Annotated in this window: 23 protein-coding genes; 9 read left to right on the top strand and 14 right to left on the bottom strand. The window is 70.7% G+C overall.

Annotated elements, in window-relative coordinates:
• Positions 1-65: 65 nt before the first annotated feature.
• From IM697_RS06885 to IM697_RS06875, 3 genes are all read right to left on the bottom strand, one after another.
• Entirely contained in the window at positions 66-1094 is a 1029-nt protein-coding gene (locus IM697_RS06885) for a glycoside hydrolase family 6 protein (RefSeq protein WP_194045682.1), read from the bottom strand.
• Between the two features lie 404 nt (positions 1095-1498).
• Positions 1499-2164 carry a class F sortase gene (locus IM697_RS06880; protein ID WP_194045681.1) on the bottom strand — a complete coding sequence of 222 codons (666 nt, stop codon included), beginning with the start codon at positions 2162-2164 and terminating at the stop codon, positions 1499-1501.
• A 2-nt stretch (positions 2165-2166) separates the two neighbouring features.
• Entirely contained in the window at positions 2167-2721 is a 555-nt protein-coding gene (locus IM697_RS06875) for a hypothetical protein (protein WP_194045679.1), read from the bottom strand.
• 254 nt (positions 2722-2975) lie between these two features.
• On the opposite strand from IM697_RS06875, the gene IM697_RS06870 reads away from it, so the two are divergent.
• Positions 2976-3746 (top strand): transposase family protein, encoded by a 771-nt coding sequence (locus IM697_RS06870; RefSeq protein WP_194038123.1) that lies wholly within the window; start codon positions 2976-2978, stop codon positions 3744-3746.
• A gap of 57 nt (positions 3747-3803) precedes the next feature.
• Here IM697_RS06870 and IM697_RS06865 read toward each other — a convergent pair whose 3' ends face one another.
• The 3 genes from IM697_RS06865 to IM697_RS06855 all read right to left on the bottom strand — a co-directional run bounded on the left by IM697_RS06865 (position 3804) and on the right by IM697_RS06855 (position 7024).
• Positions 3804-4583, bottom strand: a complete 780-nt coding sequence (locus tag IM697_RS06865) for an HAD-IIA family hydrolase (RefSeq protein ID WP_194045677.1) — start codon at positions 4581-4583, stop codon at positions 3804-3806.
• A gap of 157 nt (positions 4584-4740) precedes the next feature.
• A complete protein-coding gene (locus IM697_RS06860) occupies positions 4741-5541 on the bottom strand; it encodes a hypothetical protein (protein ID WP_228044539.1) in 801 nt (266 codons plus the stop codon).
• A 307-nt stretch (positions 5542-5848) separates the two neighbouring features.
• The gene (locus IM697_RS06855) at positions 5849-7024 is read right to left on the bottom strand and encodes an ROK family transcriptional regulator (RefSeq protein ID WP_194045675.1); all 1176 of its coding nucleotides are present in this window, start codon (positions 7022-7024) and stop codon (positions 5849-5851) included.
• A gap of 58 nt (positions 7025-7082) precedes the next feature.
• Between IM697_RS06855 and IM697_RS06850 the strand changes: the two genes are divergently transcribed.
• Together IM697_RS06850 and IM697_RS06845 are read left to right on the top strand one after the other, a co-directional pair.
• Positions 7083-8174 carry a Gfo/Idh/MocA family protein gene (locus tag IM697_RS06850; RefSeq protein WP_194045673.1) on the top strand — a complete coding sequence of 364 codons (1092 nt, stop codon included), beginning with the start codon at positions 7083-7085 and terminating at the stop codon, positions 8172-8174.
• Positions 8171-8698, top strand: a complete 528-nt coding sequence (locus tag IM697_RS06845; protein ID WP_194045671.1) for a heme-degrading domain-containing protein — start codon at positions 8171-8173, stop codon at positions 8696-8698. Before IM697_RS06850 ends, IM697_RS06845 begins: the two co-directional genes overlap by 4 nt.
• Before the next feature lie 141 nt (positions 8699-8839).
• Here IM697_RS06845 and IM697_RS06840 read toward each other — a convergent pair whose 3' ends face one another.
• From IM697_RS06840 to IM697_RS06825, 4 genes are all read right to left on the bottom strand, one after another.
• Complete coding sequence (locus IM697_RS06840; protein WP_194045668.1) at positions 8840-9697, bottom strand: fumarylacetoacetate hydrolase family protein; 858 nt, start codon at positions 9695-9697, stop codon at positions 8840-8842.
• 137 nt (positions 9698-9834) lie between these two features.
• Positions 9835-10554, bottom strand: coding sequence for a YidC/Oxa1 family membrane protein insertase (locus tag IM697_RS06835; protein ID WP_194045666.1), 720 nt, complete (start codon positions 10552-10554; stop codon positions 9835-9837).
• Positions 10555-10667: 113 nt separating this feature from the next.
• A complete protein-coding gene (locus IM697_RS06830; protein ID WP_194045664.1) occupies positions 10668-10979 on the bottom strand; it encodes a DUF6412 domain-containing protein in 312 nt (103 codons plus the stop codon).
• A 119-nt stretch (positions 10980-11098) separates the two neighbouring features.
• Entirely contained in the window at positions 11099-11887 is a 789-nt protein-coding gene (locus IM697_RS06825) for a class E sortase (protein ID WP_194045662.1), read from the bottom strand.
• Positions 11888-12204: 317 nt separating this feature from the next.
• Here IM697_RS06825 and IM697_RS06820 point away from each other — a divergent pair, with 317 nt between their 5' ends.
• Positions 12205-13677 carry a glycoside hydrolase gene (locus IM697_RS06820; protein ID WP_194045659.1) on the top strand — a complete coding sequence of 491 codons (1473 nt, stop codon included), beginning with the start codon at positions 12205-12207 and terminating at the stop codon, positions 13675-13677.
• A 184-nt stretch (positions 13678-13861) separates the two neighbouring features.
• The gene (locus tag IM697_RS06815; protein WP_194045657.1) at positions 13862-14881 is read left to right on the top strand and encodes a YecA family protein; all 1020 of its coding nucleotides are present in this window, start codon (positions 13862-13864) and stop codon (positions 14879-14881) included.
• 338 nt (positions 14882-15219) lie between these two features.
• On the opposite strand, the gene IM697_RS44495 is transcribed toward IM697_RS06815, so the two are convergent.
• A complete protein-coding gene (locus tag IM697_RS44495) occupies positions 15220-15966 on the bottom strand; it encodes a DUF222 domain-containing protein (RefSeq protein WP_228044537.1) in 747 nt (248 codons plus the stop codon).
• 445 nt (positions 15967-16411) lie between these two features.
• Between IM697_RS44495 and IM697_RS06805 the strand changes: the two genes are divergently transcribed.
• The 4 genes from IM697_RS06805 to IM697_RS06790 all read left to right on the top strand — a co-directional run bounded on the left by IM697_RS06805 (position 16412) and on the right by IM697_RS06790 (position 20658).
• Positions 16412-17377, top strand: coding sequence for an IS481 family transposase (locus tag IM697_RS06805; protein ID WP_194049558.1), 966 nt, complete (start codon positions 16412-16414; stop codon positions 17375-17377).
• Positions 17378-17873: 496 nt separating this feature from the next.
• The gene (locus IM697_RS06800; RefSeq protein WP_194045655.1) at positions 17874-18275 is read left to right on the top strand and encodes a very short patch repair endonuclease; all 402 of its coding nucleotides are present in this window, start codon (positions 17874-17876) and stop codon (positions 18273-18275) included.
• Entirely contained in the window at positions 18272-19267 is a 996-nt protein-coding gene (locus IM697_RS06795) for a DNA cytosine methyltransferase (protein ID WP_194045653.1), read from the top strand. The genes IM697_RS06800 and IM697_RS06795 overlap by 4 nt, the downstream gene beginning before the upstream one ends.
• 11 nt (positions 19268-19278) lie before the next feature.
• Positions 19279-20658 (top strand): DNA cytosine methyltransferase, encoded by a 1380-nt coding sequence (locus IM697_RS06790; protein ID WP_194045650.1) that lies wholly within the window; start codon positions 19279-19281, stop codon positions 20656-20658.
• Positions 20659-20674: 16 nt separating this feature from the next.
• Here IM697_RS06790 and IM697_RS06785 read toward each other — a convergent pair whose 3' ends face one another.
• The 3 genes from IM697_RS06785 to IM697_RS06775 are packed head-to-tail and all read right to left on the bottom strand — an operon-like array spanning position 20675 to position 24729.
• Complete coding sequence (locus IM697_RS06785) at positions 20675-21553, bottom strand: DUF6339 family protein (protein ID WP_194045648.1); 879 nt, start codon at positions 21551-21553, stop codon at positions 20675-20677.
• Complete coding sequence (locus IM697_RS06780; RefSeq protein WP_194045646.1) at positions 21550-22545, bottom strand: hypothetical protein; 996 nt, start codon at positions 22543-22545, stop codon at positions 21550-21552. Before IM697_RS06780 ends, IM697_RS06785 begins: the two co-directional genes overlap by 4 nt.
• Before the next feature lie 3 nt (positions 22546-22548).
• The gene (locus tag IM697_RS06775) at positions 22549-24729 is read right to left on the bottom strand and encodes a helix-turn-helix transcriptional regulator (RefSeq protein WP_194045644.1); all 2181 of its coding nucleotides are present in this window, start codon (positions 24727-24729) and stop codon (positions 22549-22551) included.
• Positions 24730-24777 lie beyond the last annotated feature (48 nt).

Raw genomic sequence — 24777 nt, 5'->3', positions numbered from 1 at the left:
GCACTTGGGGGCGCCCTCCGTCACGGTGGGCGCCCCCAAGTCGTGTCCAGGTCCCGGTCCAGGTCCTACTCGGTGGCCTTCGCGAGCTTGAGGGCGTACTCCGCCCACCACTCGCCCGCCTTCGGACCGCCCTTGCACTCGCCGTCCGACTCACCGGGGCGCTTGACCCACACATACGCGTCGACCAGCGGGTCGGCCGTCTTGGTCGTCGGGGACTCCCCCAGCGCACGGCCGGGCGGGTTGCACCAGCGCTCGTTCGGATCGCCCTCGGTGTAGGGGCCGTTGCCGTTGCGGCTGGTGTCGATCACGAAGGGCTTGTCGCCCACCTTGGCGGAGAGCTGCTTGCCGTACGCGATCGAGTCCCTGGTCGTGTAGAAGTTGGAGACGTTGACCGAGAAGCCGTCGGCCTGGTCGATGCCGGCCCACTTCAGGGGCTCGAAGATCTGGTCCGGGTGGCCCCAGCCGGCGTTGCCCGCGTCCACGTACACCTTGGTGTTCTTCAGCGACTTGAGCTTGGCGATGGCGCCCTTGAGGAGGTCGTAGCGCTCCTCGTGGAACTCCTCCGGGGTGCAGCCGTCCACCAGGTGCAGCACCGCGTCCGGCTCCAGGATCACCGTCGTGTCCCGGTCCTCGATGCCCTTGGCCACGCCGTCGATCCAGGCCCGGTAGGCGTTGCCGTCGGCGGCGCCGCCCTGGGAGTACTGGCCGCAGTCGCGGTGCGGGATGTTGTAGAGGACCAGCAGCGCCGTACGGCCGGCCTTGTCGGCGGCCTCGGTGTAGCCGCGGGCCTCCTGCTCCGGGTTCTCCGGGCCGATCCACTCGCCCGTCGGCTGCTGCGCTATCTTGCGGATCTCCTCGGCGTCCTCCTTCTTGCCGTCCTTCATATAGGCGGCCACCTGCTGTGCCGCGTTCCCGTCCGGGTTCACCCAGAACGGGTCGGTGTCCTTGGGCTGTTGGCTGATCCCGGCGCCGGCGTTGTCGTCCGGCTCGTCTCCGTCCCCGGAGGTACAGCCCGCGATCATCAGTGCCGCCCCCAGCACCATCGCGGACGTCCGCGCACGAGCGCCCCTCCAGGCCCCCCTCTTCAGGTACATCCAGCTCCCCCTCGGGTGCTCTGTTCCAAGGCTCAATCCTGACATACCTGTCGTGAGGCACACGAGGTCGCCGGGCCTTGTCGGGGAGCTGTTACAGCCACCCGGGAGGCGGGGAATCACGTAGCGAGCCCTTGTCGATTCCTCTGGGCCCGGGGCGGTCATCCGTTCTAGAGTCGACCACGGACGACCCCGGCCCCCGGTCGGACCGACTCCACCGGGTCACGGTCACACCAGACCTCCCGCGCGGTCGCCGGGTTACTCCCGCAGCCCGTGCGCCCGCGGTCGAGGACCAGCCCGGTCGGCGGCTTCGGGGGGAGCAGGCCGTCGACCGGGCCAGGTGGCGCCCCGGGGCGCGCGTCGGATGTCCCGTCTGCGTCCCGACCCGGCACGCGTGCTCGGGCGGCCTACTGCCCCCTCCCCGTCAGATACGCCGAGACGATCACGTTCGCCGTGTAGCTGCGGGTCGCCCGGTCGAAGGTGCCGGCGCAGGTGATCAGGCGCAGTTCGGCGCGGCCGGGGCGGTGGGTGCCGTAGGCACGATGGGCGTCGAAGCGGTCGCGGCCGACGACCCGGACGTCGTCCACGGTGAACTCGGCGACCTTGCCGTCGGCGCGCAGCACGCGCACCGTGGCGCCCGGGCCGAGCGTGCCGAGGCGGTGGAAGACGGCGGGCCGGCGCTCGGTGTCGAGGTGCCCCACCAGCAGCGCGGCCCCGGCCGCTCCGGGCTTCACTCCGGCCGCGTACCAGCCCACGGCGCCGGCCTGCCGGTAGGGCGGTGGATCGGGGGCGCCGTCGGCGTCGAGCCCGCGGGCGACGACGGGTGCCCGCAGGTCGAGCGCCGGGATGTCGAGGCGCTGCGGCAGGGCGTCGCCCAACGGCCGGGCGGCGGGCGGCAGTCGGGGCGACGCCGGGCGTCCGATCGCCGCCACGTCGCCGGACACCGGGGCGGACGGGGGCCGACGGACGTCGGTGACCTCACGCCCCCACAGCCACAGCCCGAGCAGCAGCACGGTCCAGACGACGACCGTCACGAGACGGCCGCCGTGGGGGGAGCGGTCGTGCTCGGCCACGGTCAGCGGGGGCGTCGGGTTCTGCGGGCGCTGCGCAGGGCCACGGCGGTGGCGGCGACGCCCGCGAGGACCAGCCCGGTCACGGTGTGCGCCGTGCCGGGGCCGGCCGCGCGGGCGTCGACCATCGCCAGGTGCTCGGCGCCACCGCCGCCGGCCCGGACGGGTGCGGCCGGGGAAGCGGGGGCCGAGGGCTGCGGCCCGTGCCGTACGGACGGCTCGGTGCCCTTGCGTACGACGGTGACGGCGGACGTGCGGGAGGCCGCCCCGCAGGCGACCTTCACGTCGTAGGTGCCCGCCTTGGCGGTGGAGCGGATGCGGCTCTCGCCGAGGAGGGTGCCGTCGGCGGCGACGGCGAGCTTCGCGTCGGCGACGAACGCCTCGGAGGCGGCCGTGGCGGTCCGCTGCGGGCACCCGCTGACCCGCAGCGTGATGTCGCCGCCCGGGGACGGGGACGACGGTCTGAGCGAGACACCCCCGTCCGCAGCGTGTGCCGCCGGGCTGACGGCGACCGCGCCCAGGGCGGCGATCGTACAGAGAGTGACCCGCAGTGATCCCATCGTGAACCTCCAGATACCTGGAGGCTCCCCCCGCGACACCGGCCCCGCATCCTCAACGGGCCCCGCGCTGCTCCAAACGGGTCGTGTTGATGCGGGACGGGGTTAGGGCGTGTGTCGAATGTCCCGTCGTCCGCGCGCAGCGCGGGCGCAGCGGCGTCCGGTGCGCGCGTGCCGGGCGTCGGGGCGCAGACGGGACATTCGACACACGCCCTAAAGCGTGTTGCAGAACGCTGTGATCAGGGCATTTCCCTTGCATGGGTGGGGTGTTGAGGGCTGAGCCGGTCTGGGTGGAGACGTTCACCGGTCTGCGGGCTGAGCAGTTCGGGCGGCTGCTAAGGGCGGTTCGGGAACGTGGTGGTGAGGGGTGCGGGTGGGGTCGTCCGTGGCGGCTTCCGCTGGCCGAGCGGGTGCTGCTGGTGGCTGTCTACTACCGCACGAACCTCACGATGCGGCAGCTCGCCCCGCTGTTCGGCATCTCCCCGGCGACCGTGTGCCGGGTGATCCAGCGGCTGGGGCCGCTGCTCGCGCTCGAGCCGGTACGTGCCCCGCAGGAGGCAGTCGAGCGGTTGTGGATCGTGGACGGCACCCTCATCCCGGTCCGTGACCGAGGTGTGGGTGCCTCCTCGCGTAACTACCGTTTCTCAGCAAACGTGCAGGTCATCGTGGACGCAGACACCCGGCTCGTGGTGGCCGCGGCCCGTCCGCTGCCGGGCACCACCGCGGACGCGCACGCCTGGCGGCGCTCCGGACTGGCCGAGCACTGCGAAGGCGTGACGGTGCTCGGCGACGGCGCTTATCTCAACACCGGCCTGATCGTCCCGCACCGCAAACGCCCCGGACGGCCGCTACTCAAGGGCGAAGAGGAGGACAACGCGGAGCACCGCAAGGTCCGCGCCCGTGTGGAGCATGTGATCGGACGGATGAAGAATTACAAGATCCTGCGTGACTGCCGGCAGCGCGGCGACGGCCTCCATCACGCCGTTCAGGCCGTCGCCCGCATGCACAACCTCGCCCTCACCGCGTGACCAGACGCGACAAACGCCCAGTTCAGCCTGCCTGATCACAGCGTTCTGCAACACGCTTTAGATCCGGTCGACGAGGTCCGCGATGGAGTCGACGACCTTGGACGGCCGGTACGGGAAGTTCTCCACCTGCTCGGGCCGGGTCAGGCCGGTGAGCACCAGGAACGTCTGCATGCCGGCCTCCATGCCGGCCAGTACGTCGGTGTCCATGCGGTCGCCGATCATGGCGCTGGTCTCGGAGTGGGCGCCGATGGTGTTCAGGCCGGTCCGCATCATCAGCGGGTTGGGCTTGCCCGCGAAGTACGGCCGCTTGCCGGTGGCCTTGGTGATCAGCGCGGCGACGGCGCCGGTCGCGGGCAGCGGGCCCTCGGTGGACGGTCCCGTCTCGTCGGGGTTGGTGCAGATGAAGCGGGCGCCGTCGTTGATGAGGCGGACCGCCTTCGTCATGGCCTCGAAGGAGTAGGTGCGGGTCTCGCCGAGGACGACGTAGTCCGGTTCGTGGTCGGTGAGGACGTAGCCGATGTCGTGCAGCGCGGTGGTCAGTCCCGCCTCGCCGATGACGTAGGCCGAGCCGCCCGGGCGCTGGTCGTCGAGGAACTGGGCGGTGGCCAGCGCCGACGTCCAGATGTTCTCGATCGGCACCTCCAGGCCCATGCGGTTCAGCCGGGCGTGCAGGTCGCGCGGGGTGTAGATGGAGTTGTTGGTGAGCACGAGGAAGGGCTTGCCGGACTCGCGCAGCTTCTTGATGAAGGCGTCGGCGCCTGGGATCGGAACGCCCTCGTGGATGAGCACACCGTCCATGTCGGTGAGCCAGGACTCGATGGGCTTGCGGTCTGCCATGAGCGCGATCTCCTGACGCTGTGCGTGCGTGGGCCCCAGCGTAAGCACACGCCCGATCTTCAGGGAACGGTCGGCTGCCAGTGGCTTCCTTCCATTCATCGCACCATCACCCGACGCCCGGCAGGCCCTGCGGCAAGCGGTCGAAGAGGGCGTGGCCTCAGCGGCGTCTCCGTACGACCAGCAGGCCGGCGCCGGTCAGCAGGAGGGCCAGGGTGGCGGCGAAGGTGACGCCGGGCGGTGAGGTCAGGCCGGTGCGGGCGAGTTCGTCGGCGAGGCTGAGCCGGTTGCGGGCGGCGTCACCGCCTGGGGTGGGTGAGGCGTCCGGGTGGGCCGAGGCGTCCCGGCCCGCGGGATCGGTCGGGGCTGCCGTACCGGGCGGGTGGGCCGCTTCGGTGGGGTCGGCCTCGATCGTGAAGCGGTAGTCGTTGGACTGGCCGACCCAGTCGCCGTCGCCGTCGTGGCGCTGTACGACGGCCGCGTTCGCGGTGATCCGGTTCGGTACGGCGTCCGAGGTGACGGCCAGCCGGATCTTCACGGTGATGGTCTTGCGGGGGCCGACGGTGAAGCCGGGGAAGCCGTCGAAGGCGCCGACGAGTTCGTCCTGGTCGGTGGCCTCGAAGCGGACGGGGTGGGGCCGGGTGCCGCTGCGGCCGTCGTAGAACTCCAGGCGGGGCTGGGACGGTTCGAGGGCTCGCTCGCCGTCGACCAGGACGACCACGGGGTGGATGTCGGTGCAGGTCCGGGTGGTCTTGTTGGTCAGGTCCAGGTACCAGGTGCCGAATCCGCCGCCGGCCGCGTAGGAGGCGGGGCCGCCGTGCAGCCGGGTGGTGAGGGGGAAGGCGCCGTCGCCGGTGACACAGCTGGGGAGCGCGGCGGGCGGTTCCGCGTGCGCCGGGGGCGCCGCGGCCAGGAGGGCGGCGGCTGCGAGGCCGAGGGAAGCGGGTGAGTGCAGTCGCATGAACACATGACCATGCCGGGTGGCAGCGGCCACGGGGTGGCGCCATTCCGTACGGCCCGGCAAGTCCGCTCGATCAGCGCACCCACCCCGGCCGGCTTCACCCCGGCCTGCCTCGCCCCGGCCGGCCTCGCCCCGGCCGGCTTCACTCCGGCCTGCCTCGCCCCGGCCCGCCTCGCCCCGGCCGGCTTCACTCCGGCCGGCTTCACTCCGGCCGGCCTCACCCCGGCCGCCCTCACCCCGGCCGCCCTCACCCCGGCCTGCCTCGCCCCGGCCCGCCTCGCCCCGGCCCGCCTCACCCCGGACGGCTTCACCCCTCCGCCCGCCCGAACAACGGCGCCAGCAGCAACTGCGCCGCCCCTTCGGCGACCTGCCGCCCCGCGCCGGGCGCGACCCGTACCGGCACCGCGTCCCCGCCCGCGCGCCGGGCGCGTTCGGCGAGGACGGCGGCGACTCCGCGGACGTAGGTCTCGGGCGCGGCGGCGACCGTACGGCCGCCCAGCAGCACGAGGTCGACGTCGAGCAGCGCGACCAGGTTGCCGGCCGCGGTGCCGAGCACCCGGGCCGCCTCCGCCGCATCGCCCCGCGCCACCGCGGCCAGGCACAGCGCCTCCACACAGCCACGGTTGCCGCATTCGCAGGGCGGCCCGTCGAGCTGGACGACCTGATGCCCGAACTCCCCGGCTCCGGTGCGGGTGCCCCGGTGCACCGCTCCCCCGATCACCAGGCCCCCGCCGAGCCCGGCCCCGAAGTGCAGATACGCGAAGGCCCCCGCCTTTCCCGCGTCCCCCGCCGTCGCGGTCGCGGCCCCGACCGCGAGCCCGAGGGCGGCGGCGTTGGTGTCCTTGTCGACGACGACCGGCAGCGAGAGCCGCCGCGCGAGCACGTCCCGCAGCGGGAAGCCGTTCCACTCCGGGAACCCGGTGACCCGGTGCAGCACCCCGCGCCGATGGTCGAGCGGCCCCGGCAGCGCCACGCCGACCCCGAGCACCGCACCCCGCCGGCCGCTCCCGCCCGTCAGCTCCCCCACCTCGCGCACGGCCCGCTCCACGACCGTGTCCGCGCCGGCCCCCAGATCCAGCGGGGCGCCGCGCCGTGTCACCACGGCGCCGGTCAGATCGCAGAGCACGGCCGTCAGTTCGTCCCGGTCCAGATGCACCCCCACCGCGTGCCCGGCCTCCGGCACCAGCCGCAGCACCGTGCGCGGCTTGCCCCCGGTCGACGCCCGCCGCCCCGCCTCCGCCACGAGGCCGTCCTCCCGCAGCCGGGCGGTGATCTTGCTGACCGCCTGCGGGGTGAGCCCGGTGCGCTCGGCGAGTTCGAGCCGGCTGATGCCCTCGGGCCCGGCGATCCGCAGCAGATCGAGCACGAGCGCGGCGTTGTGACTGCGCAGCGCGCCGAGATTCACACCGCCCGGGCCGCCGCCCACGACACTGCCGCCCGCGACGCCGCCGACCTCACCCTTCACCGCGCTCCCTGCGTCCATCACCCCGCCATTCTCCCCCGCGCTTGCACTTTGGCAACAGCGTTGCGAAAGTGGGCGGATGACTGGCACTCCCGGCACGACCGCTACTCCCCTGCGTGTGGGCCTCGTCGGCTACGGCCTGGCCGGCTCCGTCTTCCACGCTCCGCTGATCACCACCACCGAAGGGCTCGCCCTGGACACGGTGGTCACGTCGAACCCCGAGCGGCGGAAGCAGGCCCTCGCCGAGCACCCGGACGTACGCGTCGTCGCCACGCCCGACGAGCTGCTCGCCCGCGCCGGCGACCTCGACCTGCTCGTCGTCGCGTCCCCCAACAAGACGCACGTCCCGCTCGCGACGGCGGCCCTCAAGGCGGGCCTCCCGGTCGTCGTGGACAAGCCGATCGCCGGCACCGCGGCCGAGGCGCGCGAGCTGGCGGCGCTCGCCGAGGAGCGCGGCCTGCTGCTGTCCGTCTTCCAGAACCGCCGTTGGGACAACGACTTCCTGACCCTCCGTAAGCTCCTGGCCGAGGGCGAGCTGGGCGACGTATGGCGCTTCGAGTCCCGCTTCGAACGCTGGCGCCCGCAGCTCAAGGGCGGCTGGCGGGAGTCCGGCGACCCGGCAGAGATCGGAGGTCTGCTGTACGACCTCGGCAGCCATCTCGTCGACCAGGCGCTGGTCCTCTTCGGCCCCGTCACACAGGTGTACGCCGAGGCCGCCGTCCGCCGCTCCGGCGCGCAGACCGACGACGACACCTTCATCGCGCTGACCCACGCGAACGGCGTCCGCTCCCACCTGTACGCCTCCGCCACGACCGCCCAACTCGGCCCCCGCTTCCGCGTGCTGGGCTCGAAGGCGGGCTACGTCAAGTACGGCCTGGACCCGCAGGAGGCGGCGCTGCGCGAGGGGCGGCGGCCCGGCGCGGGTGCGGACTGGGGCGTGGAGCCGGAGTCGCTGTGGGGTCGGATCGGCTCCGGCGAGTCCCCGGTGACGGGAGGCGGCCGCGTCGAACCCACCCTCCCCGGCGACTACCCCGCTTACTATGCGGCCGTGGCAAAGGCACTGCCGGCCGGCGGCCCCAACCCGGTGACCGCCCTGGAGGCGGCCGCCGCGCTCGACGTACTGGAGGCGGCCCGCCGTTCGGCACACGACGGAGTGGTGGTGACGCTGTGACGCACAACCAGTCGCATCAGACGCACAACCCGGAACTCACCCCGAGGTTCCACCCGGAGCTCACCCCGACCCTGGAGGAGCTGGAGGCCCAGGAACGCCGCCTGGTCTTCGGCCGGTTCACCCACGACGACGCCTGGGCCCTGGGCTCGCTGCTGGTCGACAAGGCCCGCGAGCGCCAGGCCCCGGTCGCCATCGACATCCACCGGGCCGGCCAGCAGCTCTTCCACGCGGCGCTGCCCGGCTCCACCCCGGACAACGACGCCTGGATCGCCCGCAAGCGCCGGGTGGTGGAGCGCTACGGCACCTCCTCCTACATCGTCGGCGCCCGCTTCCGCGCCAAGGGCACGACGTTCGAGGACTCCTCCCGCCTCGACCCCGACACCTACGCGGCCCACGGCGGCTCGGTCCCGATCAACGTCGAGGGGGTCGGGGTCATCGGGTCGGTGACGGTGAGCGGGCTGCCGCAGCTCGAGGACCACCGGATGGTGGTGGAGGCGGTGGAGGAGTTCTTGAGCAAGGGCTAGGGCAACGCCCTTGTCTTCGGCGGCGCGGGGCCGGGCGCGGGGCCGTGTCACTGTGCGGCCCCGCCGCGTGGGCGCGAGCGACCACGTACTACCCGCGGATGACGAACACTCCGCGGTTCCCCGGACCTCCCGGCGGAGCGCTCACGCGTCCTTGAACACCTGCCGCTGCCGGCCGAGCCCCTCGATCTCCAGCTCGACGACATCCCCGGCCCGCAGATACGGCTTCGGCTCGGGCCGCCCCATGGCCACCCCCGCCGGCGTCCCCGTGTTGATGACGTCACCGGGATACAGCGTCATGAACTGGCTGACGTACCGCACGACCTCCCCCACCGGGAAGATCTGCTCCGCGGTCGTCCCGTCCTGCTTCAGCTCACCGTTGACCCACAGCCGCAGCGACAGGTCCTGCGGATCGGGGACCTCGTCCGCCGTCACCAGCCAGGGCCCGAGCGGGTTGAACGTCTCGCAGTTCTTGCCCTTGTCCCAGGTCCCGCCCCGCTCGATCTGGAACTCCCGCTCGGACACGTCGTGCGCCACCGCGTACCCGGCGACATGCGCGAGCGCCTCCTCGGCCGAGTCCACATAGCGGGCCGTACGCCCGATGACGACGGCGAGCTCGACCTCCCAGTCGGTCTTCGTCGACCGCCTCGGGACCAGCACCGTGTCATGGGGGCCCACGACGGTGTCCGCGGCCTTGAAGAAGACGACCGGCTCGGCGGGCGGCTCGGCGCCGGTCTCGCGGGCGTGGTCGTGGTAGTTCAGCCCGATGCACACGATCTTGCCGATCCGCGCGAGCGGCGGCCCGACACGCAACCCCGTGGCATCCAGCGCGGGCAGCTCCCCGGCCTCGGCGGCCGTACGGATCCGCTCCAGCGCGGTGTCGTCGGCAAGCAGCGCTCCGTCGATGTCCGGCACGACACCGGAGAGGTCCCGCAGGCCCCCCTCGGCGTCGAGCAGCGCGGGCGTCTCCGCTCCCGCCGTACCGACTCGCAGCAGCTTCATGATCACAATCTCCCTCGATCGCGGGGCGCCCACCGATGTGTGCAGCCATCGGAGGACTGGTCGATCCTCCAAGGTCCACGGCCGGTCCGCAATACCCGGTTCACGTACTGGACCGTGGATCAGCGACAGACCGTAGGTCAGCGATACAGCGCGGCCCGCTCCAGCGCGCTCCACGTCGTGCTGGTCACCACGTACAGGGCGGCGGCCAGCGGCACCACCGCCACGGTGACCAGCGTGAAGAAGGACATGAACGGCATGACCTTGGTGACGGCGCCGAGCCCGGGCAGCTGCTCCCCCTCGCCCGCGGGCACCGGGCTGCCGGCCGCCATCATCCGCTTGGTCCGCAGATAGTTGAAGGTGGCAACGGCCGCGACAATCGCGAACAGCCCCAGGTACACCACCCCCGCCCCGCCGAACAGCCCGCCCCCGGCACCGGTCAGCGCATCGGCCCACCGGTCCCCGAGGGGCGCGGCGAACAGCTGGTGGGTGAGCAGTTCGTTCGCCTTGCCGCCGATCGTCGTGTTCGAGAACAGGTGGTAGAGGAGGAAGAAGGCGGGCAGCTGGAACAGCCCCGGCAGACAGCCGGCCAGCGGCGACACCTTCTCCTCGGCGTGCAGCTCCAGCACGGCCCGCTGGAGCCGTTCGGGGTTCTTGCCGTGCTTCTTCCGCAGCTCGGCGATCTTCGGCTGCAGCTCGGCCCGCGCCTTCTGCCCGCGCGCGGCGGCCCGGGACAGCGGATGCACGAGCAGTCGTACGAAGGCGGTGAACAGGACGATCGCGGCGGCGGCCGCGGAAGCGCCGAACAGCGGGTCGAGCAGCTCGGCCAGCTTCTGAACAAGGTCGGCGAAAACAGACATGGGTGAGCCCTCCGGGGTCTCGTCGTGCCGGAACGGGAATGCCGGGAAGCGGCATGGCGGCATGACGACCCGCGCGGGTCACACGTATGAGCTGAGCTGCACTGGTGGGTGCCCTACGCGACGGTCGCCGGGAGGGCGCGCCCGGGTGCCCTGGGCCGTGGCCGGCCTGAGGCGTCGGGGTCGCGTTGCGGCAGGAAGGCCGTACGGCGGGCCCGGTCACGGATGGCCGTACGCACCCGGGTGGGCGCCACGGCGGGCGCGGCACGCGAGGCGAGGAGGGAGCAGACGGCGAACGCGGAACCCGCGGCGGCGGTCGCCGCGAGGGCGACGGTCGCGGAGAGGCTGCCGGTGTCGAGCAGAGTGATCTCGAGGAAGAGCAGCACCAGCGCGGCGGCGGGACGCAGATGGGCCAGGCTGCGGATCATCGGCGTTCCCTCCCTTCGTGCGGCTCGCCCTGACGTTCGTTCTCTCGCTCTTTCGTTCTTTCGCTCCTTCGTTATACAGGATCCGTCCCGCCGGCTCGGACGCGATGGGTGAACAGGGGTCACCGGGGCCGCATGGACACAAGCTTGCCCCACACCACCAGCCGGTACTTCGACGTGTACTCGGGTGTGCAGGTGGTGAGGGTGAGGTAGTAGCCGGGGTCGTCGTATCCATGGCCCGGCTTGACGGTGGAGCGCGGGATCGGCCGGATGACGCTCCCGTCGTGGGCGGCGGTCTGCGCCAGCGTCTGGTCGACGGCATACGTGTACGTGGCGCTCCGTGTCTCGACCCGCACCGTGTCCCTGGGCGCGAGCCGGTTGATGTACCGGAAGGGCTCACCGTGGGTGTTGCGGTGCCCGGCGAGGGCGAAGTTGCCGGCCTGGCCCGGCTGTTGGGTGCCGGGGTAGTGGCCGACGTAGCCCTTGTTGAGGACGCCGCTCTTGCTGATGCCCTCGGCGATGGGGACGCGGAGGTTGAGGCGGGGGATGGTGAGGATGGCGTAGGCCCGGGACCAGTCGGGCCGCGGTGCCGGCGCGACGGCGGACCGGCGCCGGGTGCCGGCGGAGGGCTCGGGCGAGGGAGCGGGCGCGGCCGTGTCCGTGTCCGTGGCCGCCGGTACGGGCGGCGTTCCGGGATCGCCGGCGGCGCCGTCCCAGGCCCGCTCCAGCGCCCGGACCTCCCGCTCGGCCCCCGCCCTGGCCTCCCGGTTGGTCCACCACACCTGATGCACGACCAGCAGCAGAAGCACCACCCCGACGGTGACGAGCAGTTCCCCGCCACCCCACAGCGCGCGCCGCCGCAGCGCACGCCGCCGCAGCCCGCTGTGCCGCACGACGCGAACCCGCACCATCCGTGAGCCTCCTTCACCGGGGCCGACGGGGCCGCCCGCACGATAGGGGCAGGGGCGCGAGGTCTCCAGACCCATGCGCACGCGGCGGGTGTCAGAACCGCGTACGTCCGCCCCCTCCGCCCCCTCCCCGCTCCCCCCTCCGCCCCCTCCCCGCTCCCCTCTTCCGCTCCTCCCGCCTTCTTCCACAGGTTTGAGAAAGGGCTGTCGGAACCCTCGACAACCTCATGCGCCACACCCGATGCTTCCTGTCGGCATCAGCGGGACAGGCCGTGACGCCGGTTCGACGACGACCGGCCGTTGAGCGAAGCGGAGAAGTCATGATCCGACGCAGAACTCTGCTGGCGGCGACAGGCGGTGCACTCCTCGGCAGCGCCCTGGCGACGGGCACCGCACACGCGGACGCCACCATCGCCGTCAACCCCGGCACGTCCTACGGCACCTGGGAGGGCTGGGGCACCTCCCTGGCCTGGTGGGCCAACGTCTTCGGCGACCGGAACGACTTCGCCGACCTCTTCTTCACCACCAACTCGGTGACCTACAACGGCACGTCTCTCCCCGGCCTGGGCCTCAACATCGCCCGCTACAACCTCGGCGCGTGCAGCTGGAACAGCGTGAACGGCGAGACGATGGTCGAGTCGCCGAACATCCCCGGCTTCAAGCAGATCGAGGGCTTCTGGCAGAACTGGAACAACGAGGACCCCACCTCCTCGGCCTGGGACTGGACGGCGGACGCGACCCAGCGCGCGATGCTGGTGAAGGCGACACAGCGCGGCGCGACGACGGAGCTGTTCGCCAACTCCCCGATGTGGTGGATGTGCAACAACCACAACCCGTCCGGGGCATCGGGCGGCGGCAACAACCTCCAGACCTGGAACTACCGCCAGCACGCGTCACACCTGGCGGCGACAGCGCTGTACGCCAGGAACAACTGGGGCGTGAACTTCGCGACGGTCGATCCCTTCAACGAACCGGCGTCCTCGTGGTGGACCGCCACCGGCACCCAGGAGGGCTGCCACATGGACCCGGCGGTCCAGGCGGCCGTACTCCCGTACATGCGCAGCGAGTTGGACAAGCGCGGCCTGACGGGCGTACGCATCTCGGCCTCCGACGAGACGAACTACGACACGGCCCGCTCGACGTGGGCATCTTTCGGGGCGTCGACGAAGGCCCTGGTGAACCAGGTCAACGTGCACGGCTACCAGGGCTCGGGCGGCCGCAGGGACCTCCTCTACACGGACGTGGTCACCACCTCCGGCAAGAAGCTCTGGAACTCGGAGACGGGCGACAGCGACGGCACGGGCCTGACCATGGCGTCGAACCTCTGCTACGACTTCCGCTGGCTGCACCCGACGGCCTGGTGCTACTGGCAGGTCATGGACCCGTCGACCGGCTGGGCGATGATCGCGTACGACCCCAACACCCTCCAGCCCACGACAATCCAGACCAAGTACTACGTAATGGCCCAGTTCAGCCGTCACATCCGCCCCGGCATGCGGCTCCTCGACACGGGCGTGAGCTACGCGGCAGCGGCCTACGACGCGTCGGCACGCCGCCTGGTGATCGTCGCGGTGAACACGTCGACGTCGGCCCAGACCCTGACGTTCGACCTGTCGAGATTCGCAACGGTTTCGGGCGGCTCGGGCGGCTTGGTCCCCCGCTGGAACACGGTGACGACGGGCGGCGACCGGTACCGGTCGTACACGAACACATACCTGAGCGGAAAGTCGGTGGCGGTGCCGTTCGCGGCGAAGGCGGTGCAGACGCTGCAGATCGATGGGGTGGTGATCTGAGGAGAGGAGAGGAGAGGAGAGGAGGAGCGAGGCGAGATGGGATGGAAGGCAAGTGAAGGGGCGGGGAGGGAAGGAAAGGGAAGGGAAGGCCCCAGACGAACAACCACCTCGACCAGCCAATATCCGCCCTCTCTTCTCCCCTCTGTTCTCCGCTCCGCCACCCCTGGGCAGTACCGTGTCCCCCATGCGCCCCGACACGCCTGCCGAAAACGTCGACCACACCGCCGAGGCGGCACGCCTGGAGCGAACCGCCGGCCTCTACCCGGAGGACGCCGAGGCCCTGCTCCTGCGGGCCGCGGCCCACCTGGAACTGTCCGGCGACCGCCCCGCCGCGACCGCGCTCTACGACCGCCTGCTGTCGTCGTCCAAGTCCCTGGACAACCCCCACCTGGTACGGGCCCTGAAGGCCTCGAACCTCTGGGAGTACGGCCACGAGGCGGAGGCCCGCGCGATCATCGACGGCGTCCGAGCGGCCTCCCCGCGGGACCCCGCCCCCTGGGTGATCGTCGCGGAGTCGCTGGAGTCCCACGACGAGCTGGAACAGGCACAGGAGACCTTCACACAGGGTGTGCGCCTCCTCCTGACGGACGTGTCGGAGCCCCCGTACTCAACGCATCCGCTGCTGTTCGGCCGCCATCGCGTACGCCGCATGCTGGGCGCACCCCATGACGAGTGGGACACCTTCGCGGACACCCTGCACTCGATGCCGGTCTCCCTGGACGAACTCCACGACCCGAAGCGCGTGTGGTCCCTGGGCTCGGACAACCCGGCGGAACTGGAGGCGGAGATCTCGCGCCTGCGGGCGGAACTGGGCGCGTACCGGGAGGCCCTGTCCCGCCCGTTCCCGGTGGCCGTCCTGCACTGGACGGCGGACGAGCTGACAGAGCTGGTGACGGCGTACCCGTCCCTGTCCACCGAGTACCCCTCCCACGAGGAGCACCTGGCGACGATAGAGGCCTCCCTACGGGAACTGTCCTCCTCCGGCACCCCGAACCTCGGCATCGTGACGGGGACGGTGCCGTCGTACGAGGCGTTCGCCGCTTCGGAGGGCGCGTCCCCGGCGGACGCGGCACTGCTACCGCAGTATGCGACGACGCTGGCGGCACGCGGGCGGGCTGCGGCTTGGCCGCCGCAGCGGGGGGCGGGGTGTTGGTGTGGGTCGGGGCGGGCGTATGACGACTGCCACGGGGCGGAGCCCCAGTAGCCGACGGGGCCGCGACGACAGCCGGCTCCCTCCCCAGGGGAGGGGTGTCAGCCGGGGCGGCAACTGACCACTCGGCCTCGTGGGCGCGGTCCAGGTGGTGGTCGCGGTGTGCGCATCCCGAGTGACCTTCCAGCCGGGATGGTGGTCTTGAGCCGATGATGACGGCTGCACAGCGGCTGCAGATCGTCGGGAACGGCCTGATGTGGTCGAGGTCGCACCGGTACGCAGGCATCCAGCAACTCGGGAAGGCGCAGTACCGATCCCGGGCGACCACATGCTGCTCCGTCTCGGCGGTCGGCCGGTAGGTGGTGAGGTCGGTCTTGATGAGCAGCCCGGTCTCAAGAGCGGTGAGCAACCGCCGCCAACCGACGCGAAGGCGAGCGTTCGAGCCTGCGAGGCGGTAATGGGCCCGTACCCCAATCACCCACTGCCCCGGGCTGATTGACAACAAGGTCGAAGAGCGCGTCGCCCCGCTTCTGCTCCAAACCTCGCCCGTCGTCGGCGTAGCCCTGTGCCCGCCGGTCGACAGCCTGCTCCATGAGCGCGGCCTGCTGGGCGGGCAGCACGGCCCCAAAGAGGGCCATGCCGTCGTCGTCGGGATGGCGAAGCATCCGGCGTTCCCGCACCCGCTGTCGATGACGCCGCTCGGCCCCGTCGGGGTCAGCCCGCTGGACTTCCTGACGCAACGCGGCCCGGGTCTGCCCGGCCGCCTGGCCGGGCATCTTCACCGCCATGACCTGCTCAACCTGAGCAGCGACGCTGTCATCGACGACGCGCAGCTGCTCGGCAAGCGTCTGCGCCTGGATGCAAGAGATCTGCCCAGCGCCAAGGAGCCCAGTGGTGATCTCGTGCCGGTCGGCGAGCAAGGTGGCCGCCTCCAGCCGCCGAGCGGCAGTCCGATTGGCCAGCCGCAACGCACAGGCGACTTCCTCCACGGCCGTATCCCAGTCAGCAGCGAAGACATCGTCCAGCCTTCCGCCCGCCGCCAGGATGACCTCCTCCGGGGTGTCGGTATGCGCGGCAATCGCAGCCAGCACCTCAACCTGCTTGGCCTGCAACCACGACAAGTGCTGCTCCAGCACCACCAGCGCATCAAACTGCCCCCGCGCCGAGAGCTGCCCACAGTCGAGCCCACCCAACAGCCCGGCCGTCCGCTCCGACGGCCCCTGCTCCCGAATCCCCGCCACCCACTCATCCAACGCCCCGCACAACACCACACCTGCGCCCGCTACGGCGCCCTCCCCAGACACACCACCCACCCCCTCGCAAACCAGCAGCACAGCACACCGAACTCGCGACGATCCTGAACGACCCAACACCGTCAATCATCACTTACGTAGAGTAATAACGCCAGGTCAATGCAGTTCTCGAAAGGGTGAACCAGCCTCAATCAGAAGCCTCAGCAGGTCCTCGCCCGCCCTAGGTGTACTCGGCCGGGAGGTTGGTGACACGCCCGCTACCGGTTGTTGATCATGGAGGGACCTCCGGGCGTAGTGGAGATTGCCGTCTTCACTCACCTCGGAGGTCCTGGTGGCCCACGCTAATGCCCGGCTGACCTTTCACGGCAGATGCCTGCTGGTGCGTCGCGTTGTCTTCGACCGGCGCCCGGTCGCGCACGTCGCCAAGGAACTGGGAGTCTCCCGGCAGTGTGCTCACCGCTGGGTCAATCGCTATCGGGTCGAGGGCTGGCCGGGGCTGCACGATCGCTCCAGCCGCCCCCGCACCTGCCCCACACGCACGCCGGCCGAGGTCGAGGAGCGTGTTCTTCAGGCCCGCCGACGCCTGCGCCGGGGACCCGAGCAGATCAGCGAGGCCACCGGGGTTCCGGCCCGGACCGTGACCCGGATCCTGCGCCGCCACCACATGCCGCCCCTGGCAGCCTGCGACCCGCTCACCGGGCAGGTCATCCGGGCGGTGCGCAAAAGCGCCGCACGCTACGAGTACAACCAGCCAGGCGGCCTGGTCCACGTGGACGTGAAGAAGCTCGGCAAAATCCCCGACGGCGGCGGCTGGCGCGCCCACGGCCGCAGCGAGGACGTCCGCGGCCGCGGCATCGGCTACGACTACGTGCACGCCGCCGTGGACGACCACTCCCGCCTGGCCTACGCCGAAATCCTGGCCGACGAGAAAGGCGTCACCTGCGCCGCGTTCCTCACCCGCGCGGCCGCGTTCTTCGCCGGCCACGGCATCGCCCGCATCGAGCGCGTGATGACCGACAACGCCCGCAACTACCGCACCTCCGGCTCCTTCCGCGACGCCTGCCAAACCCTGGGCGCACAGCAGAAGTTCACCCGGCCCCACTGCCCATGGACCAACGGCAAGGTCGAACGCTTCAACCGCACCCTGCAGGCCGAATGGGCCTACCACCAGGTCTTTGCCAGCAACACCGAACGCGCCGACGCACTCGCACCCTGGCTGCAGTTCTACAACACTGGCCGCCGACACACCGCGCTCGGCGGCCAGCCACCAATCAGCCGACTGTCACCAAAGTCATGACCGGGTACACCTAGGACAGCCCTCGCCGCCGCCTCAAGCGGAAGGCCGCCATCCCGCGCCGGCGCACACCCACCACGACACCAAGCCGCCGAACCGGCCCGGCGCCCCCCAGGGCGATCGCGCCCCCAACCCCGGCCAGCCACCCACCCGACCTCACCGCCCCCCAACCTGGGCCACCCGCCTTTCCGGGCCGCCCGCTCGCTTCTTCCCCGTGCTGGAGCGGGCCGGGTCAAGGGTGGCCCGGAGGGCCATCGGCGCAGCCGACGCGGAACGCAGCGCAGCGGAGTGCAGCGCCCTTGACGCGGCCCGCGGAAGCACGACACTGGCCAAGAAGCGGGCGGCCCGATAGCAACACCATGGAGGAGGGCCCTCTGCAACGCCTGATCGCAGGCGAGTGGATTTCCGCGCAAACGGGGGGGCCATGCGCGCACCTCCACGCTGGCAGAATGTTCATGTGCCTGGTGCCGTCCCCTCATCCCCCGAAGTCTCAGCACGCATGTCGCGGCAACTCAGCAAGGACACGAGGGCCGAGCTGGCTGTGCGACGCCTTCTCCATGCGGCGGGCTTGCGTTACCGCGTGGAGTATCCAGTGCCGGGCATGGCGCGGCGCCGGATCGATGTGGCGTTCACCGGGGCGAAGGTGGCCGTCCTGATCGACGGCTGTTTCTGGCACGGATGCCCGCAGCACGCGACGCAGCCGAAGGCCAACGCGCAGTGGTGGCGTGACAAGCTCGCCCGGAACATGGCCCGTGACCGGGAGACGACAGAGCACCTCATCGCCGAGGGCTGGACGGTGCTGCGGTTCTGGGAGCACGAGGCTCCCGAGGATGTGGCCGTACGGGTGGGGGCGGCCGTGGAGCGGCGTCGAGCGGAACGGGCCAAAGGGAGGAAAGCATGAGTGGCCTGACCTTCGTGGACGTGTGCTCGGGTGCGGGCGGGCTCGCCCTCGGGCTGGAGCGGGCGGGGTTCGAGCCGCGCCTGCTGCTGGACGACGACGAGGACGCCGTCCAGACTCTGCGGACCAATCGGCAGCACTGGAACGTGCTCCACACCGACCTGTTGGGCTTCGACCCGAAGGATCATCGCGAGAGCTATGACGTGGACCTCCTCGCGGCGGGACTGCCCCGGGTGAAGTCGAGTGCGACCGTGAAGCGGGCGGATTCGGATATTGAGGTCCGGCTGCTGGAAGCCACCGTCTACCTCGTCCACGCGATCCGACCCCGGGCGGTGCTCATCGAGAACGTTCCCGGGCTCGCCCACGCGGACAAGTATCAGGAGTTCCGTGACTTCGCCCGGGCCGAACTGGCCCACCTGGGATACGAGTTCAGTTGGTTCGTCGTCAATGCCGTCGACTTCGGCGTGCCGCAGAACCGCAAGCAAGGCATCTTGGTCGCCATCGAGCAGCGGTGGGCCGCGGCATTCCGACCGCCGACACCCACCGTTCAGGAGCCGATGACGGTTGGCATCGCGTTGGGGCCCACCATGGCGTCACGAGGATGGACGGATGCTTCCCGCTGGGCCGCCCAAGCGGATCAGCCGGCTCCGACACTGGTCGGAGGCTCGAAGAACCGGGGGGGCGCCGACCTGGGACCGACCGGAGCCAAACGAAAGTGGGCGACCATGGGTGTCAACGCACACACCGTGGGTGACACCGTCCCTGGCCCGGACTTCGTATGGGATCCCGAACTCGGCAGAGACAACATGGTGAAGATCACAGTTGAGCAGGCGGCGCTGTTGCAGGGCTTTCCAGCAACGTGGGAGATCGCCGGACGCAAGACCGCTCGATACCGTCAGGTCGGGCATGCGACGCCGCCGCCCGTCGGAGCGGCCCTGGGGCAAGCCATAGCCGAAGCGCTGGTTGGGGATCCAGCAGTCCCCGTTGCCGGCTAGACTTCCGCCACATGACCAGCACGGCGTCCCATCAGCCCATCCTCGACAAGCCTTTCGTCCTGGACCTCTTCGCAGGTCCCGGAGGGCTGGACGTCGCCGGGCACGCGCTCGACATCCCGAGTATCGGCATCGAGTGGGACAAGAGTGCGTGTCTCACGCGGTACGCGGCGGGGCTGGACACCCTCCACGCCGACGTGAGCGCGGTACGCAGAGACGCCTTTGAGTCGCTGCCGCCAGAGATCAACGTGCTCGCAGGTGGCCCTCCGTGCCAGACGTACTCGGTGGCCGGCCACGGCGCCGGGCGCCAGGCCCTGGACAGGGTCAAGGAGTACATGGAACGGCTGATGGCGGGGGAGCCCGACGAGGAGATCGACAAGGACCTCAAGAGCCTCAGCGATCCACGCACCGCGCTGGTCCTCGAGCCTCTCCGGTATGCCATTCAGGCGACCCGGAGCCCGAACCGGGAGAAGCGCCCGTACGACGTCATCGTCCTGGAACAGGTCCGCGAGGTCGAGGAGCTATGGAAGCACTACGCCAAGGTGCTGGAGGAGACAGGGCTCCCCGACGGGACCAAGTACAAGGTCGTCGTCGACGTCCTCGACACCGAGGCCTACGGGGTCCCGCAGACGCGGTCCCGCGCGGTGCTGATCGCTCGGCGTGAAGGGCTTGGTGAGCCCTCGCTTCCCTCGCCGACCCACCATTCCTACGAAGCCAAGGAATGGAACCGAAGGAACGGGAAGACCGAACATGACCAAGCCGCGGGCCAGGTCCATCAGCCGACTCTCTACGACGGTACCGAACCGGGGACCGATGAGCACCGGGAAACAGGCGACGAGGATCTGCTGCCCTGGAGGTCGATGGGAGATGTCCTCGCGAACCCGGTGGGCTCACATCCGGGGCGCCGCACTCCGTTCCTGATTCGCTCCAACTACGGCAGCTCCAGCAACCCCGGGCGACGAGGCGTGCGAGGCGACCAGCAGCCCGCCTTCACCGTCACCGGCAAAATCAGCCGCTTCGTGGTCTTTCAACACCTCACCGAGAGCATCGTCTACGAGGGTGCACGGTTCAGCATGAATGAGGCAGGGATGCTGCAGAGTTTCCCGCCGGACTATCCGTGGTCCGGTACGGCGCAGGCCCAGCAGGTGGGCAACGCAGTCCCGCCCCTGTTCGGCGCGCACCTGCTGAGCGCCGCGCTCGGGCTTCCCAGGCCGGGACCGAAGGAACTGCGGAAGCCGTGGCAGCCGGCGACCGAGGAGCAGCGGGCCAAGCTGCGAAGCAACGGCTGCGGAGCCGCCGACGCCTGCACCGACAGGTGTCCGCGGCCCAAGGACCAGGTGCCGCCGTCCTCTTCCATGCGTCCGCGCAAGGCCAAGAAGGCGCCGGCGAAGTAGGTGGTCGGCGCCCCGGTCAGTCCCCGCTCTTCCTACCCCTGACCGGCGCGGTCTCGAAAAGCTCAGCGAAGTAGCTGGTGAGCGCTGCCACGGACTCCTCTGGTACCGGATCCTCGTCGGGCCCCGTCGGCAGTTCGTACCGCTCGACCGGTGGTGCCGATTCCGCCTCTGCGATCCAGTCCCGCAAACGGACGGGGTCCCTGCGCTCGTCCGGCGCGAGAACGTCATAGATCAGGGTTGCCCCGGCCGCGTTGATCGCGACGCTTAGGCCGACGACGTCTCGTCCGGTGGTGATCTTTCCACTCTTCAGAAGGCGGACCAGGGCCTGGGCGGTGGGGCGGTGGTCGACCAGGCCACCCCGGAGAACGGTGTGGATGAGGTCCTGGTTTCCGCAGGCGGCCTCGACCGGCTCATAGTCCGGCCCGTTCCGGAAGAGTTCGGCCGCCCACCACAGACGGGAGAAGCACTGACGGTCCGCAGGGCCGCGGAAACGCTCCGCGGCGACGCGCCTTTCCGGCCTGTTCGCCGTCGGCTCCGACCGGTGACGCCAGACGACGTAGTCGGGGGCGACCGCCAGGGCGATGTGGTTCCACAGACGTTTGTCCGCAGCCTCTCGCCGCGTCAGGCGCAGCGTGGCGTGGAGTCGTGGTGCGAGCCACGCGTCGGCTCGGGTGCGGTCCTCCCGGAACTCGAACATGGCGTCTTCCACCAGGCTTCGGATCGGCTCGACCCACCACCTGGCGTCGTCCTCGTGGAGCGGCTCGACGACCTTGGCGAGATCGATTCCGCCGTGGACCTGTTCGCCTTTGAGCAGTTCCTCGGTGAGGAACGGATCGACGGCCGAGGTGGCGAGCAGTCCCAGGCGCTCCGGTACGTGGGGCGGTTGCGTGATCACGTCTCACTCTCGCGATTCATCTGTTCCAGACTGCGGATGACATGGGCGAGCGCCTTGGTGGCATCGGCCCGGCGGACCGCCGCGTAGTGGATACGGGTCTGGAGCTCCACCCAGCCCGAGTCGCCGGTGCGCCGCCGGTGGACCTGTCGTAGGGCCTCCTCGACGTGGACGCCGGGAACGACATCCGGGAGCATCTCCCGCAACACCTCGCCCTGCCAGTCGGTCGGGAAGACCGGGCCGGCGCCGGGTTCCACCTCCAGATCGCCGATGGCACCGTGGAACACCGCGGTCCAGACATCGGTGGCCATCTGGGCGACCAGGAGGTCACGCACCTTGCTCTCCATACCCGAGCCGTTGCTGTCCAACAGGCCGATGACACCCTCGACATCGGTGTTCACGAACACGGTGGGGACTCTGGCCGAGGCGTCCACGATCCAGGGCGCGTCGGCGTAGGCTTGGAGCCACTCCCGGGAGCTTCTCTTGAACGATGCTGTCTGGACCTCGAGTTGGAGCCCACGGACCGGCTCGTCGGAAGCCGTGTCGACGATCCAGCTCCGATCGGTCTCGGCGATCGACCGTCCGCTCACTCCGTCCACGGTCCCGACGACGTACACGGCGAGGGAGGCGCGCCCCAGGTGGTCGTCCCGGAGCACTTCCACGGATCCCGACCAGTCCCGACCGTCCGGCGCGTCACGCGTGAGCTCCGCGGAGGTGCGAATGTTGGTCTCGCCGTCCGTCAGCACGGCGAGGACACAGAGATCGGACCAGGGCGCGTCCTGCGCGTTCGCCCCGGGCGGCAGCGTCGCCGAGAGGCCGATCGTGGCGCTGACCCAGTCGGTGTGACCCGCGATGCCGAGCGCTACGGCCTGCTGCTGAGTGGAGTACGCCGTGGTCTCCAGCTGGTCGCGGGTGCCGTCGGCGAGCCTGAGGGAGACCGAGGTCACCCTGAGCGCGACCGGCCGGTTGAGCCGCTTGTACGGGTAGATCTTCACGCGTCACTCCCCCTTGCCGGCGCGGAGTTCGACGACGAGGCGGGTGAGTGTCGTCTTGACCGGGTGGCTGGTGACGTCGGTGGATCCTTGGAACTTCGCACGACGCGTGCCGGGCGGGAAGCGCAGGGTCCCGTCCTCCACCTCGCAGCCCTCTACTGCCACGAGCTCCGCCCAGTCCAGTTTCGGGCGGCCTCCGGTGCGCACGTCCAGCTGGGCGACCGGCACCATCGGGACGATCTCGTCGCCACGCGGGATGCTCACTTCGGCGGTGATCCGCCATTCCCCGTCATCGCCGACCGTCGCGTCGAGCTTGTCCAGCACCGGAACCACCGGCCCGGCGGGAGCCTTGGCCTTGGGCCTCGTTCTCACGGTCAACGCCTTGCGCACGGCCTCACCGCCGTCGCGGCTACTACGCTTCGGCCGTCCGACGAGTTCCCGGACCGCGCTGTTGACCTCGGCGGTCAGCGCATTGATCCGGCGGTATGCGGACGGCGACCAGCGCAGGGTCAGCTCCTCCGTCTGTCCCCAGCGGTCGTGCTCGGGCGGTTCCGCCGCACGCAGGAATTCCTCGGCCTCTTTCGCGAAGGGGGCCGCTTCTCCGGCGGCCTCGCCCACCAGCAGAACGGCCTGGAAGGGGTTGGTCCCAGGCGGCAGCCTCGGGACCACGGTCCTCTTGACGGTCATGCGGTTGCCGCGCAACGAGTGCACCTGGTTCTTCCCCCCGACCCCATCCCTGTCGCCCTCGGCCTCGGTGACCAGCAGGACCGCCTGGTGCGTACCGAGTGTCCCGTGGGTGCCGCCGGAGAGCGGCAGCTTCAGCGGAACGCTCCGCGCCGCCACCTGCCCGGCCTCGGTGAGGCGATCCACCGTGGTGCCCTCGTAGTGCGCCTTGAGGGCACGAGTCCGGGCGGGCTGCTCGGCAAACGGGTCCACCTGCTTCTCCGGCACGACCTCCTTGCCGTTCCGCAGGGCACGGACAGAGACCTCCAGCAGGGGGAGCCTGCTCCCGCCGCCGGTCATCGCGGCCCAGAAGTCACGCCCCAGCGCCTCTACCAGACGGCCGTGCATCTTGCGGATGTCACGCGTGTCCTCGTCGCCCTCCTCGTCACCGACGGACTCGTCGTCGGCATCGGACTTCCCCTCGAGGCTGGCCACGTCGTGCGCGCCGACGATGAGGAAGGACGTACCGGGTTCGTCGCTCTCTCGGGTCAGATGCAGGCGTGCCACGGTCTCCTCGTCCGCCCACCAGGAGCGGGCCACCATGGCACCGGGCGAATCAGGGTCTGGGCGCCCGAACCATGCGGGGCCCGCCCACGGCTCGCCGTCCACTTCACGCCAGGGCAGTTCGAGACGGCCGATGACCCGTCGCTCGGTACGTCCCTCGTGCGGCACGGACAGAGTGGAGTTGATGAGCACGAGTCCGAGGGCGCTGGTGGCCCACAGCGTCGCCTTGCCCAGGCCGTACGAACCACCCGCGCTGGGCCCGGACTTGAGGCTCTCCAACTGACGTCTGACCACGGCGGCGAACTTGCCGTCCGCGTAGTCGTCGCCGATGAGCCCGGAGGCGTTGTAGTCGTCGACACGCAGCAGGACCAGGCGGCCCTTCTCGTACATGTCGCGCACCCCGGCATCCACGACCCGGCCGACCTTCTGGTTACCGGCGGCCTCCGACACGGCGGAGTAGTGCGGAAAGAGATCGTTCCAGAGGATCACCTCGCGGAAGGCGTCGAGGGCCTCACCGGTCAGCTCGTGCAGGGTGTAACGGACCCGGACCGGGCGGCCGTTCTCCGTCAACCGCTCGTCGAGGCTGTTCTGGCAGGTCTCGCGGGCCAGGACCTGCACGTCGGCGTCGAAGGCGAAGGCGGCGGCGTTGCCCAGGTCACGGCCGCCGTCGGAGTAGCCGGGGCGGTGGTACCAGGTGACGGGGAGGCCGGCTTGGGTGTCGGTGGTGCGAGTGTGCACCGTACCCACATCCGTGCCCAGGGCCTTGGCGATGTCCGTCATGACGGTCGGGCGGGGTGTCGACCTGCCGGTGATCCACGCGGACACGGCGGCCCGGGTCAGGTTGAGCTCGTCGGCCAGTTCGGCCTGCGTCTTCCCTGCGAGCTTGAGCTGTCGGGCCAACCAGGGCCCGAACTCCTCACCTGTCTCCACGCGCCGCCTGCTCTTCCCTCGGGGTCCCATGCTGATCGCAGGGTGTATCACGAGAGTAATTTGACACGCACGGAAGCG

The organism is Streptomyces ferrugineus, assembly GCF_015160855.1.
In the GTDB taxonomy this organism is placed as follows: Bacteria; Actinomycetota; Actinomycetes; order Streptomycetales; family Streptomycetaceae; genus Streptomyces; species Streptomyces ferrugineus.
The sequence above is the reverse complement of the archived record's forward strand: the minus strand, read 5'-3'. Positions and strand labels throughout refer to the sequence as shown.